General features: G+C 40.5%; 21 protein-coding genes. 9 read left to right on the top strand and 12 right to left on the bottom strand.

The genetic code is table 11. The annotated features are described in order from the left end of the window. Positions 1-15: 15 nt before the first annotated feature. The gene (locus ACO1QW_RS02340) at positions 16-432 is read right to left on the bottom strand and encodes a nucleoside-diphosphate kinase (protein WP_486255320.1); all 417 of its coding nucleotides are present in this window, start codon (positions 430-432) and stop codon (positions 16-18) included. A 184-nt stretch (positions 433-616) separates the two neighbouring features. Here ACO1QW_RS02340 and ACO1QW_RS02335 point away from each other — a divergent pair, with 184 nt between their 5' ends. Both ACO1QW_RS02335 and ACO1QW_RS02330 read left to right on the top strand, forming a co-directional pair. Beyond that, positions 617-1,630, top strand: coding sequence for a DHH family phosphoesterase (locus ACO1QW_RS02335; protein WP_486255319.1), 1,014 nt, complete (start codon positions 617-619; stop codon positions 1,628-1,630). Between the two features lie 9 nt (positions 1,631-1,639). Next, on the top strand, positions 1,640-2,623 hold the full coding sequence (locus ACO1QW_RS02330; RefSeq protein WP_486255317.1) for an FKBP-type peptidyl-prolyl cis-trans isomerase: 984 nt from the start codon (positions 1,640-1,642) through the stop codon (positions 2,621-2,623). An 87-nt stretch (positions 2,624-2,710) separates the two neighbouring features. Here the strand turns inward: ACO1QW_RS02330 and folP are convergent, their stop codons facing one another. Then, positions 2,711-3,538 (bottom strand): dihydropteroate synthase, encoded by an 828-nt coding sequence (folP, locus tag ACO1QW_RS02325; RefSeq protein WP_486255316.1) that lies wholly within the window; start codon positions 3,536-3,538, stop codon positions 2,711-2,713. Positions 3,539-3,608: 70 nt separating this feature from the next. On the opposite strand from folP, the gene ACO1QW_RS02320 reads away from it, so the two are divergent. The 4 genes from ACO1QW_RS02320 to ACO1QW_RS02305 all read left to right on the top strand — a co-directional run bounded on the left by ACO1QW_RS02320 (position 3,609) and on the right by ACO1QW_RS02305 (position 7,539). Further along, complete coding sequence (locus ACO1QW_RS02320; protein WP_486255315.1) at positions 3,609-4,157, top strand: DUF1599 domain-containing protein; 549 nt, start codon at positions 3,609-3,611, stop codon at positions 4,155-4,157. 104 nt (positions 4,158-4,261) lie between these two features. Beyond that, positions 4,262-5,371, top strand: coding sequence for a BT_3928 family protein (locus ACO1QW_RS02315; RefSeq protein ID WP_486255314.1), 1,110 nt, complete (start codon positions 4,262-4,264; stop codon positions 5,369-5,371). Positions 5,372-5,382: 11 nt separating this feature from the next. After that, on the top strand, positions 5,383-6,435 hold the full coding sequence (locus tag ACO1QW_RS02310; protein ID WP_486255312.1) for an ABC transporter permease: 1,053 nt from the start codon (positions 5,383-5,385) through the stop codon (positions 6,433-6,435). 87 nt (positions 6,436-6,522) lie between these two features. Further along, complete coding sequence (locus tag ACO1QW_RS02305; protein ID WP_486255311.1) at positions 6,523-7,539, top strand: proline iminopeptidase-family hydrolase; 1,017 nt, start codon at positions 6,523-6,525, stop codon at positions 7,537-7,539. 101 nt (positions 7,540-7,640) lie between these two features. Here the strand turns inward: ACO1QW_RS02305 and ACO1QW_RS02300 are convergent, their stop codons facing one another. The 3 genes from ACO1QW_RS02300 to recF form a co-directional block, all read right to left on the bottom strand. Then, positions 7,641-8,021 carry a hypothetical protein gene (locus ACO1QW_RS02300; RefSeq protein ID WP_486255309.1) on the bottom strand — a complete coding sequence of 127 codons (381 nt, stop codon included), beginning with the start codon at positions 8,019-8,021 and terminating at the stop codon, positions 7,641-7,643. A gap of 134 nt (positions 8,022-8,155) precedes the next feature. Beyond that, positions 8,156-8,428, bottom strand: coding sequence for a DciA family protein (locus ACO1QW_RS02295; RefSeq protein ID WP_486255308.1), 273 nt, complete (start codon positions 8,426-8,428; stop codon positions 8,156-8,158). Between the two features lie 126 nt (positions 8,429-8,554). Next, positions 8,555-9,643: a DNA replication/repair protein RecF gene (gene recF / locus ACO1QW_RS02290; RefSeq protein ID WP_486255306.1), complete on the bottom strand. Its 1,089-nt coding sequence runs from the start codon at positions 9,641-9,643 to the stop codon at positions 8,555-8,557. 132 nt (positions 9,644-9,775) lie between these two features. Between recF and ACO1QW_RS02285 the strand changes: the two genes are divergently transcribed. Together ACO1QW_RS02285 and ACO1QW_RS02280 are read left to right on the top strand one after the other, a co-directional pair. Next, positions 9,776-10,060 carry a hypothetical protein gene (locus tag ACO1QW_RS02285; RefSeq protein ID WP_486255304.1) on the top strand — a complete coding sequence of 95 codons (285 nt, stop codon included), beginning with the start codon at positions 9,776-9,778 and terminating at the stop codon, positions 10,058-10,060. Between the two features lie 42 nt (positions 10,061-10,102). Next, positions 10,103-10,612 (top strand): cupin domain-containing protein, encoded by a 510-nt coding sequence (locus ACO1QW_RS02280; protein WP_486255302.1) that lies wholly within the window; start codon positions 10,103-10,105, stop codon positions 10,610-10,612. Between the two features lie 16 nt (positions 10,613-10,628). On the opposite strand, the gene ACO1QW_RS02275 is transcribed toward ACO1QW_RS02280, so the two are convergent. The 4 genes from ACO1QW_RS02275 to ACO1QW_RS02260 form a co-directional block, all read right to left on the bottom strand. After that, on the bottom strand, positions 10,629-11,360 hold the full coding sequence (locus ACO1QW_RS02275; RefSeq protein ID WP_486255301.1) for a carbonic anhydrase family protein: 732 nt from the start codon (positions 11,358-11,360) through the stop codon (positions 10,629-10,631). A 76-nt stretch (positions 11,361-11,436) separates the two neighbouring features. Continuing rightward, on the bottom strand, positions 11,437-12,018 hold the full coding sequence (nudK, locus tag ACO1QW_RS02270; RefSeq protein ID WP_486255299.1) for a GDP-mannose pyrophosphatase NudK: 582 nt from the start codon (positions 12,016-12,018) through the stop codon (positions 11,437-11,439). Positions 12,019-12,050: 32 nt separating this feature from the next. Continuing rightward, positions 12,051-12,407, bottom strand: a complete 357-nt coding sequence (locus ACO1QW_RS02265) for an anti-sigma factor (protein ID WP_486255297.1) — start codon at positions 12,405-12,407, stop codon at positions 12,051-12,053. Continuing rightward, positions 12,397-12,966 carry an RNA polymerase sigma factor gene (locus ACO1QW_RS02260; protein ID WP_486255296.1) on the bottom strand — a complete coding sequence of 190 codons (570 nt, stop codon included), beginning with the start codon at positions 12,964-12,966 and terminating at the stop codon, positions 12,397-12,399. Before ACO1QW_RS02260 ends, ACO1QW_RS02265 begins: the two co-directional genes overlap by 11 nt. Before the next feature lie 91 nt (positions 12,967-13,057). Between ACO1QW_RS02260 and ACO1QW_RS02255 the strand changes: the two genes are divergently transcribed. Next, the gene (locus ACO1QW_RS02255; protein WP_486255294.1) at positions 13,058-13,822 is read left to right on the top strand and encodes a C40 family peptidase; all 765 of its coding nucleotides are present in this window, start codon (positions 13,058-13,060) and stop codon (positions 13,820-13,822) included. 43 nt (positions 13,823-13,865) lie between these two features. On the opposite strand, the gene ACO1QW_RS02250 is transcribed toward ACO1QW_RS02255, so the two are convergent. From ACO1QW_RS02250 to ACO1QW_RS02240, 3 genes are read right to left on the bottom strand one after another with little or no spacing between them, the layout of a single operon-like run. Next, positions 13,866-14,279, bottom strand: a complete 414-nt coding sequence (locus ACO1QW_RS02250) for a sulfite exporter TauE/SafE family protein (protein WP_486255292.1) — start codon at positions 14,277-14,279, stop codon at positions 13,866-13,868. Positions 14,280-14,282: 3 nt separating this feature from the next. After that, positions 14,283-14,831, bottom strand: a complete 549-nt coding sequence (locus ACO1QW_RS02245) for an inorganic diphosphatase (RefSeq protein WP_486255290.1) — start codon at positions 14,829-14,831, stop codon at positions 14,283-14,285. Between the two features lie 59 nt (positions 14,832-14,890). Then, positions 14,891-16,156, bottom strand: a complete 1,266-nt coding sequence (locus ACO1QW_RS02240; protein WP_486255289.1) for an exo-beta-N-acetylmuramidase NamZ family protein — start codon at positions 16,154-16,156, stop codon at positions 14,891-14,893. Positions 16,157-16,235: the final 79 nt, after the last annotated feature.

Below are 16,235 nucleotides of genomic sequence, written 5' to 3'. Positions count from 1 at the left end.
AGAGAAAAAAGTTGATTAATACTGCTCTAATCCACTAAAGAAAAAGCTTCCTTCAATTTTTGCATTATCATCACTATCACTTCCGTGCACTGCGTTTTCACCAACTGATGTTGCAAATAATTTTCTGATTGTTCCTTCATCTGCTTTTGCAGGATCTGTTGCACCAATAAGTGTGCGGAAATCAGAAACAGCATTGTCTTTTTCAAGAATAGCTGCGATGATGATACCACTGCTCATAAACTCAACAAGCTCTCCATAAAAAGGACGCTCTTTATGAACTGCATAAAATGCACCCGCAGTTTCAGCAGTAAGTTTTGTTTGCTTTAGCGCAACAATGCGGAAACCAGCTTTAATAATTTTGTCTAAAATAGCGCCGGCATGACCGTTCTTCATTGCATCGGGCTTGATCATTGTAAACGTACGATTGCTCATGTTTATCTTGTTTTTTGCGCCGCAAAGATAGGGAAGCAGGGTGAGGGAGAGAGAAGGAATTTGCTGAGCTAAAATTGGATTTAGGATTTGGGTATTTGGAATTGGGGGTTTACAGATGCTGAATTACTAATCCCAACTCCTCAATCCGAACTCCTTCATTTCCCCTACATTTGCAACCGCTCATATGCAAGTAATAAACGAACTATACCCTCTGCTGAATACACCTGCTAAGGTGGTTATCACAACTCATCAGAAACCTGATCCGGATGCGATGGGTTCTTCGCTGGGTCTTTATCATTTACTGGTACAACTTGGCCACACGGTGCAGGTGATTTCACCAACCAACTGGGCGGCTTTCCTCGACTGGATGCCCGGCTGTGAAAAAGTGTTGAACTACGAAATAACCATCGATAAGAGCAATACAATTATAAATGAGGCAGATTGGATTTTTTGCCTCGATTTCAATGCGTTAAACCGTTTAAAAAGGATGGCGCAAGTAGTGGGTGATGCTAAAGCCAGGCGTGTGCTTATCGATCATCATCGTGAGCCGCAAACCGAAGTATTTGCTTTTGGCGTGAGTGATGTAACCAAGAGCTCCACCTGCGAAATGGTGTACGATTTCATCGTTAACAGCGGCCACGCCGAAAAGCTAAACATGGACATGATGAGGTGTTTATACGCCGGCATCATTGGCGATACGGGAAGCTTCCGTTTCTCATCGGCCAGCGCCAGTGTATTTGAAATGGCTGCCGATTTTAAACGCCGGGGGCTTGAGCACACCACCATCCACGAAAACATTTACGATAATTTCCTGGAGAACAGGTTCCGTTTTATTGGGCACGTGCTGAGTAACCGCATGGAAATTGATTACCAGTTGAACACAGCGCTTATTTGGGTGACCAAGCAGGATTTGCTCCGCTACCAGATCAAAACGGGCGATACGGAAGGTTTGGTGAATTATCCTTTGGGCATACAGGGCATAAAACTGGCCTGTATTGTAATAGACAGGGACGAAAAAAGAAAATGGAGCTTCCGCAGCAAAGGAGACTTTGATTGTAATACTTTTGCCCGCACTCATTTTAATGGCGGGGGACATTTCAACGCAGCCGGTGGCGAAACCGACGATAGTCTTGAAACCACCCTCAAACATTTTAAAGAAGTTATTCATAATTATAAATCGCAGTTAGAAACGTTTTAAAAACAAACAATGAAGACAATTCAATCAATTTTTGTAGCCCTGCTGGCAGTAACGGTGCTGGCGAGTTGCGGTGGCGGTTCTTTTAAAAAGACAAAGGGCGGCTTGCTGTATAAAATCGTTCCCGGAAGCAAAGGGAAAAAAGTATCTGCTGGTAAATTCTTTGAATTACAGTTTGGTGAAACCCGTTACAAGGGCACCGAAAAAGATACTTTGCTTTCTGATCCTTCACAAACCGGGAGCCAGATCGTTCCTTTCGATTCTACAACATTGCCTCCCGACTATTATGCCATCTTTGCACAAATGTCAAAAGGTGATAGCGTAGTTGTTCGCCAATCAACCGATAGCATTATTAAACAAAGCCAGGCACAAGGCGGCCAGTTACCTCCTTTTATTAAGAAAGGAGCCTTCATTGTAACTACGTTTAAAGTACTGGATGTATTTGATACAAAAGAAGAAGCGGATAAAGCAAGTGTTGCCATTATGGAAAAGGCAAGAGTGAAAGACTCAATCCGTGCGTTAGAGCAAATTAAGAAAGACGATAAAGTGATTGCGGATCATCTGGCTAAAAATAACATCACTGCAACTAAAACTGCAAAAGGTGTTTATGTTACTATTTTAAATCCTGGTGCTCCTGAAAAAGCAGTTGACGGACAGCAGGTATCTGTAAAATATACAGGAACAAGTTTCGATGGTACTAAGTTCGATTCAAATGTTGATTCAACTTTTGGTCACCTCGATCCTTATGTATTTGTTTTAGGTAGTGTTCCTCCGGGCAGCATTGCAGGTTTTGAAGATGCTATCAAGCAAATTGGTAAAGGCGGTAAACTGAAAGCTTATATTCCATCTGCATTAGCTTATGGTGCACAAGGATCACCTCCCCGAATCAAAGCAAACGAAAGTCTTGTATTCGAAATTGAGTTGATTGATGTGACTACACCCAAGCCAGCGGCTCCGCCAACAGCACCGGGTGGTAATCCAAACGGACAACAATAAACAAATCAGATCACGATAAATAAAAAAGGAAACAGTTACTGTTTCCTTTTTTTATGTTCATGACATAAATCTTTCGTGATTGAATGGTTATGCTTTGTTGTAAGCTTCAAAAAGTGTTATGGCCTCTTTGGCTTCCCTTACATCATGTACACGTAAAATGCTTGCGCCTTTTGAAAGGGCAATTGTATTTAAAACAGTGGTTCCGTTCAATGCTTCTTCAGGAGTTATTTGCAATGTTTTCCAAATAGTTGATTTGCGACTGAGTCCTGCCAATATGGGAAGATGGAAGATCTGTAGCGCTTCCATTGTTTTCAACAATTGAAAATTATGTGTGATCGTTTTTCCAAAACCAAAACCGGGATCCAGAATAAGATCAACAATGCTAGCTGCTTTGCATGCTGTTGTTTTTTTAATGAAATAGTCAATTACTTCTCTTGTTACATTTTCGTATGTTGCATTCTGTTGCATATTGTCGGGGTTTCCTTTCATGTGCATGGCAATAAATGGAACCTTCAAAGCTGCAACAGTTGAAAGCATGGTATCATCCAGATCGCCTGCACTGATATCATTAACAATATCAATTCCCGCAGCTACAGTTTCTTTCGCCACTTTTGCATGATAGGTATCAATGGAAAGAAACATCGAAGGAAATTCTTTTTTGATCGCTTCAATTACAGGCAATACTCTTTCAAGCTCTTCGTTGGCCGATAATCGTGTGCTGCCGGGGCGGGTACTTTGTCCCCCAATATCAAGAATGCTTGCGCCTGCATTGATCATGTCGCCGGCTTTCTGCAATACTTCATCTTGTTTAATGCGGCTGCCGCTATAAAATGAATCGGGTGTAATGTTTAAAATACCCATTACAACAGGCTTGTCCAGCACTAATAATCTTCCTTTGCAGTTGAGTGTGTACATTGTATTTTTGGGAACTTAGCTGATAGCAGTAAAGTTCAGCACGAATTAACGAAACAATTTTCAACCGTTCATGAATACGATCGAGCAATATACGCAGGCAGTAAATCAATGCAGGGATATCTTTAAGAAAAAAACGAGCGATTATGGTACATCATGGCGGGTGTATCGCACCATCTCTATTGTTGACCAGATCTATATCAAAGCAAAACGCATACGCACCATCCAGGAGAAAAAAGAACAAAAGATCGGCGATACTATTGCTTCAGAATTTAAAGGTATCTTGAATTATGCAGTGATGGGATTAGTGCAGTTAGAATTGCCACCAAGCGAAGGCGATGAGTTGTCCGTTGAAAAAGTAATGGAGCTTTATAACGATAAAATTGCGAAAGCACAACTGTTGATGCTCGATAAAAATCATGATTACGGTGAAGCGTGGCGTGAGATGAGCCAGGAAAGTTTTGTTGACCTGATGCTGGCAAAGCTGCAACGCATCCGTCAGATTTTACAGAACGATGGCAAGACATTAGTGAGTGAAGGGATTGATGCCAATTACTACGACATTATCAATTATGCAATTTTTGGTTTGATTTTGATTGAAGAAGGAACGCATAATGGGTGATGGCTGATTTATGATTTATGATGTGTGATGTAGGATTGATTTTGCCAATTGCCGATTGTCTATTGCTTGTTCACCATTGACCATTCACCACAACAATTCACAACATGAATAAATCGCTTACACTTTCCCGTTGGTTCGTTGGCATTCTTTTTATCTTCTCCGGTTTGGTAAAAGCAAATGATCCCCTTGGGTTAAGCTATAAGATGCAGGAGTTTTTTGAAGCCTGGGGGGTGCAGGGCTTTCATGACTATACATTAACACTTTCTGTATTGATGAATGCGTTTGAGATTATCGCTGGAGTGGCGGTGATCATTGGATGGCGCATGAAAATGTTTAGCTGGTTATTGTTACTGCTTATTGTCTTTTTTACATTCCTTACAGGTTATGCATGGCTTGCGAAAAACCCCGATGGTACTGCTAAGTTTGCATCATGCGGTTGCTTTGGCGATTGTTTGCCCTTAACACCGCAACAGTCTTTCCTGAAAGATCTTCTATTGCTTGTGTTGATAGCTTATATTTTCAAATACAGTCATTTGGTAAAACCGTTATTCAAAAAAGAGCTGGTCAACGCCTTTCTCATTTTTGACGCAGCAGTGCTGGCATTTGTTTTCCAATGGTACACATTAAAATATTTACCGGTAGTTGATTGCCTGCCTTTCAAAAAGGGTAACAATATTGTTGAGTTGAGAAAGTTGCCTGCTGATGCCGTGCCTGATAAATATGAATATGAATTTGTGTATGAAAAGGATGGCAAGCAGCAAGCTTTCTCAATGAAAAATTTGCCCGATAGTACATGGAAGTTTGTTGATCGTAAGCAAACGCTTGTGCAAAAAGGGAAAAACAATGAACCCAAGATTAAAGACTTTGATTTAAAAACACCCGACGGAGCAGATATTTCATCGGATATACTGGAACAAAAAGGAACTTACTATTTATTGTTTCTTCAGAATTTTAATAAGCTTAGCACAAATGATGCATGGGTAAAGCAAATGAGCAGGCTTGCAAAAAATCAAAAGCTGATTATTGTTACAAGCGTACCGGATATGGCGAAAGATTTTCTGGCATCAGATATTATCCTGAGCCAAATGCAGTTAATCACATGTGATGTAACTGCTATTAAAACGGCTGCACGTGCTGTGCCGACGTTGTATAAAATGAACGGTCCGGTAGTGGAAGGAAAATGGAGTGCAGCAAATTTCGACCAGGTAAAATAAACCCTGCTAATATGTTGGGAACTTATTTTCTTCGAAAACTTTTTTATGGATTGCTCGTATTAATGGGCGTAGTTACCGTAGTGTTCTGGATGTTCCAGGGCTTTGGCGATCCTGCACGTCTGGTGATGGGACAAACAGGCGACAGTGCAACCATTGCTAACATCAAGAAAGAATTATATCTCGATCAACCGAAGTGGAAACAATTTGTATTGTATGTAAATGATGTGTCGCCTATCGCCATTCACAGCAAAGAAGAAATCGATAAAAAGCAATTGAAGGGTTTGTTTATCGGTGCTGAAAAAAAGCTGGCGATTAAGTGGCCTTACTTGCGCAGAAGTTATCAAACAAAAAAACAAGTGGGCGAGGTTTTGATTGAAGCATTGCCAGGCACTATTATGCTGGCCCTGGCTGCCATGTTACTTGCAACTTTGTTGGGTGTTTTTTTGGGTGTAATCGCTGCCGTAAAAAAAGACACCTGGATGGATACATCAGCTGTATTCAGTAGCATCATCGGCATTTCCGCACCATCTTTCTTTATGGGAATTCTCATCGCCTATTTCTTCGGATTCGTATTGAGTAAGTACACGGGCCTGAACATGACCGGTAGCTGGTTTGACATTGATGTGCAAACGGGGGATCATTACTATACATTACAGAATTTGATTTTGCCTGCATTAACGTTGGGCATTCGTCCACTGGCCATTATTACACAGTTGACTCGAAGTGCCATGCTTGATGTGCTGAACCAGGATTATGTACGCACGGCATATGCAAAAGGGTTGAGCAGTCGCACCGTTATCTGGAAGCATGCATTACGAAATGCATTGAATCCCGTTATTACAGCGGTCACCGGTTGGTTTGCTGAACTTTTAGCAGGTGCTTTTTTTGTTGAATATATTTTTGGGTGGAAGGGAATTGGCAAAGTAACAGTTGATGCATTGGAGAAGTTAGACTACCCTGTTGTGATGGGAAGTGTATTATTAAGCGCTTTTATTTTTGTGTTGATCAATATACTTGCAGATCTATTATACGGCATGGTTGATCCGAGAGTGAGAGTAGGGTAAAGTGGAAAACGGAAAATGGAAAGTGCAGAGTATTCACCTTCTGACGTCCTCTTCTGACGTATTGAATGAACAACTAAACCAAACTATATGCGATTCTTTCTTCTTTTACTTTCTGGTTTCTCTATTTTTTCCTGCAAGGAAAAATCAACTTCTCCAACTGTTGCAGATTATTTCAATTATGGCGACAGTGGTGTACAATCGGCAGGTGTAAAAATGATTCCCATTCAAACACCTGTTGGTACGTTTAAGGTATGGACAAAACGTTTCGGCAATAATCCCCGTATTAAAATATTATTGTTGCATGGAGGTCCTGCAATGACGCATGAATACATGGAATGTTTTGAAAGTTTTTTTCCAAAAGAAGGATTTGAGTTTTATGAGTATGATCAATTGGGATCGTACTACAGCGATCAGCCGAAAGACAGTAGTCTGTGGACAACAGATCGATATGTTGAAGAAGTAGAACAAGTACGTAAAGCCATTGGTGCTGACAGTTCAAATTTTTATGTACTTGGAAATTCATGGGGTGGAATTTTAGGAATGGAGTATGCATTGAAATATCAACACAATATGAAAGCATTGATTGTTGCCAACATGGTGGCAAGTGCTCCTGAATATGGAAAATATGCGCAGGAAGTATTGGCAAAGCAAATGGATACAACTGTTTTGGCTGAGGTGAGAGGCATAGAAGCGAAGGGTGACTTTAGCAATCCACGTTACATGGAATTATTGCTGCCGAATTTTTATAAGCAGCATTTGTGCCGATTGGAAGAATGGCCCGATGGATTTAACAGAAGCATGAAGCATGTTAATGGAGAAATTTATACACTGATGCAGGGCCCGAGCGAATTTGGTATTGCAGGCCGTTTAGCGAAATGGGATATTAAGGCAAGGCTGAAGGAGATAAGAATACCAACGCTGATGATCGGTGCAAAACATGACACGATGGATCCGGCAGCAATAGAAGAGCAAAGCAAGCTGGTTCAAAAGGGTCGTTATTTATATTGCCCCCATGGAAGTCACCTAGCCATGTGGGACGATCAGGAGGTATTCATGACCGGTGTGATTGACTTTGTGAAAGATGTGGACGAAGGTAAATTCTGATCAGCGCTTCTACAAAATTCAAGAGCCGCCTGGAAAGGCAGCTCTTTTTTAACGATTAACAGCTGACCGAATTATTGCACAGCCAGTAATTTTAAATGGACTTACATCCATTTCAGGAGATAGAGTTTAAACTCATCTCTCAATTCGTTTATAACTTTTTCAAAGCTTTCAAATTCGTCTTTAACAGCGTCGTGGCGGGTAACTTGTTGTGTGTCCACATGGCCGGCGTGGGCTTGCACATCGAGCACGACATTATGTTCATGTTCATGAATGTTATGCCTCAGCTCGTCGATTGTGTTGCGTTGAATAATAAATTGATTCTGGAAATGTTCTACGCCTTTCATCGCTTCTTCGCCGTTGTTTTTACCTGCAACTTCCGCCAGGCGTGTTTCCAGAATGTCCAGTTCGTTATCGTAAAAATCAATTGCTTTTAACCATTCCTGGTGGTCGGTGCCGCATTGGGCAACAGTTGTATAGCTCATGGCAAATTATTTTAGATGTTTGAAATCTGATTGACAGTTTCAAAGTTTCTTTATTGTTGCCAGCAAAAAGGTGATGGGGGTTAGTAAAAAGAATGAGAGTTCTCAGGAATGAGTTGCCGGGATTGGGATCTTGCTTATTTAATAATCACTTCTTTCACCGCATGTTCGTTAAACAATTCATTTATGCGGTTGCGGATTTTTTCTTTTTGATAAAGTAGTTCCTGTTTAAGCGGAGCAACAGTGGTAGTAATGATGAGTTGTTGGTTGATGAGTTTAATATCATCGGTGTACTTAGCAATGGTGCTGCCCATGAGTTCGGCCCACACATCTTTTATCTCAAAAGCCTGTACCCGTTGCTTGAGTTTGCTTTGTTTGAGAAACTGCTCCATTGCCTGCTGTATACTCATTTCACCCATGTTGCGAAGGTAATGGTTGTTTATGGTTTATAGTTTGTAGTTTATAGTTAGGTCATTTATCGGCAAGTTCTATAGTTGTTTAGTTCTGAGTTTTGCCCATTGCCAATTGCTTATTGTCTATTCTTCACTTAATTCAATCAATTGAACTTTCTTCCCCAGTGCTTCAAAAGAAGTAATGATACGTTCGGGATAAGGATCAGTAAGAAAAACCTGTCCGCCAAATTTTGTGCATACATAGTCCAGCAAATTATGCATTCGCACCGCATCCAGTTTTTCAAACACATCATCTAACAAAAGGATGGGGGCAAAACCTTTCTGTTGTTTCAACACTTCGGCTTCAGCGAGTTTCAAACTAAAAAGTAAACTTTTACGCTGACCCTGCGAGGCAGTTTGTTTAAATCCTTCATGATTCAATAAAAACAACAGGTCATCTTTATGAACACCTGTTGTGCTTCGTTGCAATAAATGATCTTTTTCTCTAGATTGCTGTAACCAATTTTCAAACGGCTGCTCAAGTAACTTGCTTTCATAACTTACATTTACCGGTTCCATTTTGCCGGCTATAGATTGATAGAACGCCAATACCTGGTCATTAAATGCAGGTAAAAAATCTTTTCGTTTTTGATGAATGTAATTCCCGGCAACGAGTAGTTGTTCATCTAACACATCGAGCAATGCATCATTTCTTGTTTGTGTTTGGGCACAACTTTTCAAAAAGCTGTTTCGCTGCTGCAGTATTTTGTTATAACTGATCAGTTGCTGAAGGTACATTGCATCTAACTGCGATAATAACGTATCTAAAAACAAGCGACGTTCTTCACTGCCGCCAATGATCAGTTCCACATCATCAGGCGCAATAACAACGCAGGGATATTTGCCGATATGCTGTGAAAATTTTTCATACGGCACTCCGTTGCAACTGATCTCTTTTTTTCCTGTTTCTCTGAGTACGATACTCACCACTGTTTCTTCAACAGCTTCCTGCAAATGGCCTTCAATTCTGAAACCCTGCATTCCGTGTTGAACATTGTTACTGTCGGAGCCGGAAAAATAACTTTTGGTAAAACATAGATAATGGATAGCATCCAGCAAATTGGTTTTGCCAATGCCGTTTGCTCCTGTTATGGCCACGATCATTTCATCAAACCCAAAACGTTGGTGCGTGTAATTTTTAAATTGTGTTATAGTTACCGATCTCAGGAACATAGCTTGCAAGATAAGAAGAGCAGGCAAGTATTGAGCGGTTTCAACAAACGGTCTTTACAATATCCTGATATAAACTCTGCTATTTTGTTTGTAACTTAATTGTCGGATTTTTTAACTATAAAACTTACAAGTATGGAAGACAGCAAAAATGCCACAGACAACGACAAACAAAGTTGGAAAGACAAAGCCGAAGATACTTTGCAGGATCTGAAAGCAAAGGCATCGGATTATGCGGGTAAGGCTGAAGAAAAGCTCGATGAACTGAAGGATAAAGCCGAAGATAAGTTCGAAGAGTTTAAAGACAAGGCCGAAGATGTTGTTGACGGATTGAAGGAAAAGGCATCAGGTCTTTGGGGCAAAGTGAAAGACAAGTTCGATGGCGATGATGATCATGCAAAAAAGAATCCCGGCAATTAAAATTCTAAGGCTGCATTGCAGCCTTTTTTATTTCTTTGTTTTATGATGATAGAATTTACAGCAGCAGAATATATAAAGACGTTACAATTGCAGCCGCATCCCGAAGGTGGTTATTACCGACAAACATATGTAAGTGATGAACGATTGAGTGCAGCGTCATTACCGGAACGATTTGGAGCAGACCGCTACATATCGACTGCCATTTATTTTTTGCTGGAAGGCAAAGATTACTCTGCCTTTCATCGTATCAAAAGTGATGAGCTCTGGCACTTTTATACAGGTGGAGGATTGCATATTTATGTTATTCATCCCGATGGCAGAGGAGAGCAATTGTTGTTGGGTAATGATCTTGCAAGTGGCTATCGTTTTCAGCAAGTGGTAAAAGCTGATTGCTGGTTTGCTTCTAAGCCGGCAGATAAAAACAGCTTTTCATTAGTTGGTTGCACCGTTGCTCCCGGCTTTGATTTTGCTGATTTTGAGATGGCAAAAGAAGAAGAGTTGTTGCAACAACATCCGCAATATAGTACCTGGATCACGCAACTATGCAAATAGAAAAATGTACTGACTTTTAGAGAAAGCTTACTTCTCCTGTATGCAGATTGTAATATGCGCCTACAATTTTTATTTCCCCTTTATCAGCCATTTCTTTTAAAAGTAGACTTTGTTTTTTGATCATCTCAATTGTGTGCAGCACATTTTTCTTGGCAACGTATTCAACAAATGCAGGGTCTTTTACTGTTTTCTTCCCGTTATAATCAGCACAGCGTTCAACTGCAGGTTTTATTTTCGATAGCATGGCAGTAATGTTGCCCATCTGCACATTTTCAATGGCGGCTTTAATTGCGCCACAGGATTCATGTCCCAATACCAAAACCAACTTAGCACCTGCTACTTTGCAACCATATTCCATACTGCCAAGCAGATCTTCATTTGCAAAATTGCCGGCTACTCTGCCAACAAATAAGTCGCCTATACCTTTATCAAAAACGTCTTCAACAGGAACACGGCTATCCAGGCAAGAAAGGATCACTGCTTTTGGGTATTGCCCTTGCGAAGCATCACGCACCATAGCAGAATGATCTCTTGCCGTAAGATCCTGGTGAGCATACCTGTAGTTGCCATCCTTTAAACTCTTTAAAACCATTTCAGGTGTCAATGCTTTTTGCTCATCGGCAGTAAGCACTTTTTCAATACGAATTTTTGGAATTTCACTTTGATTTTCTTTTGTAGTTGATTTGCAGGAGGCGATAATCAACAGCAATCCTGTAAAGGCCGCAAATATTAAACTTTGGTTACGCATGGCTGGGTATTTGAAAGAGAAAAAACAGAGTATCTAAGTTATTTCTTTTTCGTTGCTTTCCAATTGCAGAAAATTGTTAGTGCAGGATGTTGTTTAGCTGCAGGTATTGAATTAGCATGATTGTTTTTGCATCTTTTATTTCTCCTGTTTCAATCATGTTGGCAGCTTTTTCAAATGGCAATTCCAGCACTTCAATGTTTTCCTGTTCGTGTTCAACACCACCGCCTTCTGTAATTTTCATTTGAGGTTCATAAGCTGCAATAAACAAGTAGAGAATTTCCGTTACAGATCCAGGCGACATATATGCTTCATACACTTTTTTGATCTCGCTTACTTTGTAACCCGTTTCTTCTTCAGTTTCCCGACGTATGCAGTCTTCGGGATTGTCTTGGTCGAGCAGGCCTGCACAAACTTCTATCAGCATACCTGTTTCATTGCCGTTGATGTAAGTTGGTAAACGAAACTGTTGTGTTAAGATCACTGTCTTTTGTTGCAGATTGTAAAGAAGTATTGCAGCTCCATTGCCACGGTCGTATGCTTCACGTTGCTGCACCTGTACCTTTCCATCTTTCTGTTTATACTCATAGGTTACTTTTTTTAACGTGTACCAGTTGTTGGAAAGAATTTCGGTGTTGAGGATGTTTATATTGTTGTTCATTGAATGAAGTCAAAAAAGTTTGTTGTAGTGCTTTACCCGTTCTTCATTTTGTAAATCACTAAAAAGCCCAGTACGATCAAAACAAGAATTAAAAAAGTAGTAACGATAATCAGCGACTGATTGGGTATCGGCTTATGTTTCCGTTTGCGGCGTTGCTGCTGTAACTGCACTGAAAGTTGTTTGTTGAGGTCGGCCACTGCATGCCGCATCTTCTTTTCATCAGCAAGACGTAAACCTTCTTCTGCATCACTCATCATATCAGAAGAAGCAAGGCGTTGCTCAACAGCATTTCTTTCTTCAGGTGTAAGATTTCCATGCAGGTATTGAAGCAATTCCTCTTCCGTGAGATCGTCACGCTGGTTCAATATGTCGAGCAGCTTATCGGCCATTGTTCTCTTGTTTCAGCAAAATCATTTTCAAGTTACGTTTTCCATTTTGAATATAGCTTTTCACCTGCATTAAGCTGTAACCGGTACTGCTGGCAATATCGGTATAACTCTTTTTCTGCAGGTAAAATAATTCAATACAGGTACGTTGTTCAGGTATCAGTTCGGTAACGGCAACGGTTAGCCGTTCCAGTAATTCATCTTTTTGCAAGTGTTCGGTATGGTTCACATCTTCAGCAGGCGTTGCCATCATCTGCTCACTTAATTCTTTGGGCAATTTGCCTTTATCCCGCAGCTGCATCAGGCAATGATTTTTTGCCACCATGTACACCCAGCTTTTAAAATAATCAACCTTGTATTTGCCTAGTTCTTTAATCGCTTTTTCAAATACCTGTTGCACGGCATCTTTTGCTTCCTCTTCGTTCTTCAAATATTTCATACACACACCAAACAGTAACACGGTGTAGCGTTGCAATAATAATCCAAGCCATTTGTTATCGCCATGTTGATAAAAGCGGTTGAGTAATTCCTGGTCGGGTATGGTGGAGTAGGTTGTATTCACAAACAGGTTTGTGAGATCAAGTTAGTTATTTCTGTTGAAGAGATGCAATGGCACTCAAAATTCCATATATTCATAGAAATGAATTTTGTAAATGAATAATGCGCTTTGCATAGTACCGGTTGCGCCTGTACGCAGGCAACCACAACAGGAATCGGAAATTACCTCGCAGTTATTATTTGGAGAAGCGGTGGAGTTGTTGGCGGCTCATGGCGATTGGGTGGAACTCGTTTGCTTGTATGATGGTTATACCGGTTATTGTTTACGCAGCCAACTTGCCGAGGTAAGCGAAGCGATTGCATTGCAAGACCAGGTAGCATTGGTGAATACGTGGAGTGGTATTATACTGGTAAATGATGTGCCCATGCATGTGCCGTTTGGCAGTGCGCTTCCGGGTTTACAAAATGCGGAAGCAGTATGGGGCGATCATAGAATTAAAAGCAGCAGTAAACTTGTAATGGAAGGGGCCTATGTGTTTGATGAAGAAAGCATCAGGCAGGTAGCGTTTATGTATTTGAATACAGCTTATTTATGGGGCGGACGCTCGGTGTTTGGTATCGACTGCAGTGGTTTTGTACAAGGGTTGATGCGTTTCTTTGGAAAGAAGTTGCCCCGCAATTCAGCGAACCAGGCAATGGTAGGAGAGGACTTGGGATTTTTGCAGGAAGCCCGTTGTGGTGACCTTGCTTATTTTGATAATGAAGAAGGAAAGATCATTCATGTGGGATTGTTATTGAACGACCATGAAATAATTCATGCTGCTGGTAAAGTACGCATAGATAATATTGATGGCGCCGGTATTCTGCAAAGTGAAACAGGCGAACGAACGCATCGGTTAAGAATGATCAAAAGAATTTGAGATGAAAGGTTTAATGCTTCCAACTAAAAACTACAAACTATAACTAGAAACTTTTTATCCAACTCACCACTGCTTTTTCCCAGCCTATCATTTTAAAAGCGGTATAAAATAAAAGTATAGCAAATACTTTCTTAACGGTTTCCTGCGGCAAACTCAAACTCCATTTGCTGCCAAAATAACTTCCCACAACGAAACCCAATGCAAGTAATCCTACAACTTTAAAATCAACATGACCTGCTTTGTAATAATTCATCATACCTAACAAAGCAACAGGTAATACTAGTAAACCCAATGAAGTTCCCTGTGCTGTATGTTGACTAAAGCCCAGAAAGTAAACCAGTGCCGGTACCACAATTAATCCGCCGCCAACACCCACCATGCCGCCCAAGATGCCTGCTGCCAATCCAATGACAAGCACTGCAATAATAATTGTTGTATCCATTTTTTTTGCTTGCATTAGTTAAATTTTACCACGGTATTTCTCTTTGTAAAAAGCAATAGCTTCTTCAATAATGCGGTATGCTTCAGACTTACTTTGAAAATTATCGATTTCCACCACTTTATTCTCCAGCACTTTGTATTCTTCAAAGTAATGTTTCAGTTCATGAAAGAAATGCTCGGGCAATTCATCTACATCCTTGATATGTTTTACGGTTGGGTCGTTACTTGCCACAGCAATTATTTTATCATCACGTTCGCCCTGGTCGATCATTTGCATATTGCCGATCACGGTTGCTTCCACTAAACAAAGCGGCTGAATAGCTTGCGAACAGATGACAAGAATATCCAGCGGATCGCCATCCTGCCCTAAGGTTTGGGGAATAAAACCATAGTTCACGGGATAGATGAATGAAGAGAAAATTACACGATCGAGGCGAAGCAAACCTGTGTCTTTATCAATCTCATATTTACTGCGGCTGCCCTGTGAAATTTCAATTAAACCGTTTACACGTTCAGGAGCTTTGCTGCCGTAATGTGCGCCGTGCCAGGGATGAAGAACAGTAATCATACCAATAAATAATTAAGTTATTTAAAAAAAAAGTTGATGGAGTTTTTACGTTCGGTTGTTTATTCGAAATCTTTATAGATCAAATATTTTTTTCTGACTTCTTTAAATTTCTGCAAAGCAGGTTGCCAGCTTTCACGTATTTCTTCTTCCGTTTTTCCGTCTTTAATTTGTTGCATCAATGTGCTGTTGCCTGCAAGTTTATTAAAGAAAAAATCAGTTGGTTTTCCACTTGCTGGTGCAATGAAAAACTCATTTTTATTTGGGAACAACTGGTATGCATCCATCAGCCATTTTACCTGCACTTTACTTCCTGCTGTAAGAAATACTTTATCAGCGGGCCCGCTTAAATCCCATCCATAACATTGTTGATCTTTCAGTTTTGGTTCTTTCGCACCATCTCTGCTTCGTGGTGTAAAGGGCCGTAATGTTTTTGGTAAAGAGGGGTGCCCGAAAATCTGGAAAGGAATGTTTGTTCCACGTCCTTCACTTAAAACTGTTCCTTCAAAAAAACAAGTGGAAGGATACAGCCATATGGATTGACTGCTTGGTAAATTGGGCGAAGGTTTTATTGGTAACTCGTATTTGGTTGTATGTGTGTAGTTGTTGCAAGGGATAATGGTTAATTCAAATTTTCCATGTCGGCCGGCTAATTCATACAATCTTGGTTCGAGCCATTCCTCATCATAAATCATTTGTGCATATTCGCCAATAGTCATACCATAAACAACAGGAACAGGCTGCATGCCTACAAACGATTTGTAAGCAGGTTCAAGCACAGGGCCATCAACAAAATGTCCGTTTGGATTTGGGCGATCAAGCACTATCAAATGTTTGCCATATTCCAACGCCGCTTCCATATAATATTCAAGTGATGAAATGTATGTGTAAAAGCGAACGCCCACATCCTGAATATCAAATATCATTACATCAACATCAGCCAGATCTTCTTTTGATGGTTTGCGTTTGTTACCGTAAAGTGATATTACCTGGATACCTGTTTTTTCATCCTTGTAGTTCCCGATTTTTTCGCCGGCATCCGCAGTGCCACGAAAGCCATGTTCGGGTCCAAAGATCACTTTAATATCGATGTTCAGTTTGCGTAATGAATCCACAAGATGGCTTTTGCCGATTGTTGATGTTTGATTGGCAAATACGGCCACTCTTTTTCCTTGCAGCAGATCGTAATAGTTTTCGATATTTTCAGCACCTGTTTCAAACAACCTGTTTTTAATAGAGCCACGGTTATAGCCCGATCGGGTGTGTTTTTTCTGCGCCTGTGTTGCCACCGCAGTAAACAAAACCAGTAAAAGGAGTAATTGTTTCATTCCAAGTGGATTGTAGCTCAAAGTTGCACAATTAGTACCGTAAAAAAAATTTATTGGCAGCGCTGGCATTTGCCAGTAA

This window comes from Lacibacter sp. (genome assembly GCF_057361365.1).
This window is presented reverse-complemented; position numbering and strand designations above follow the sequence as displayed.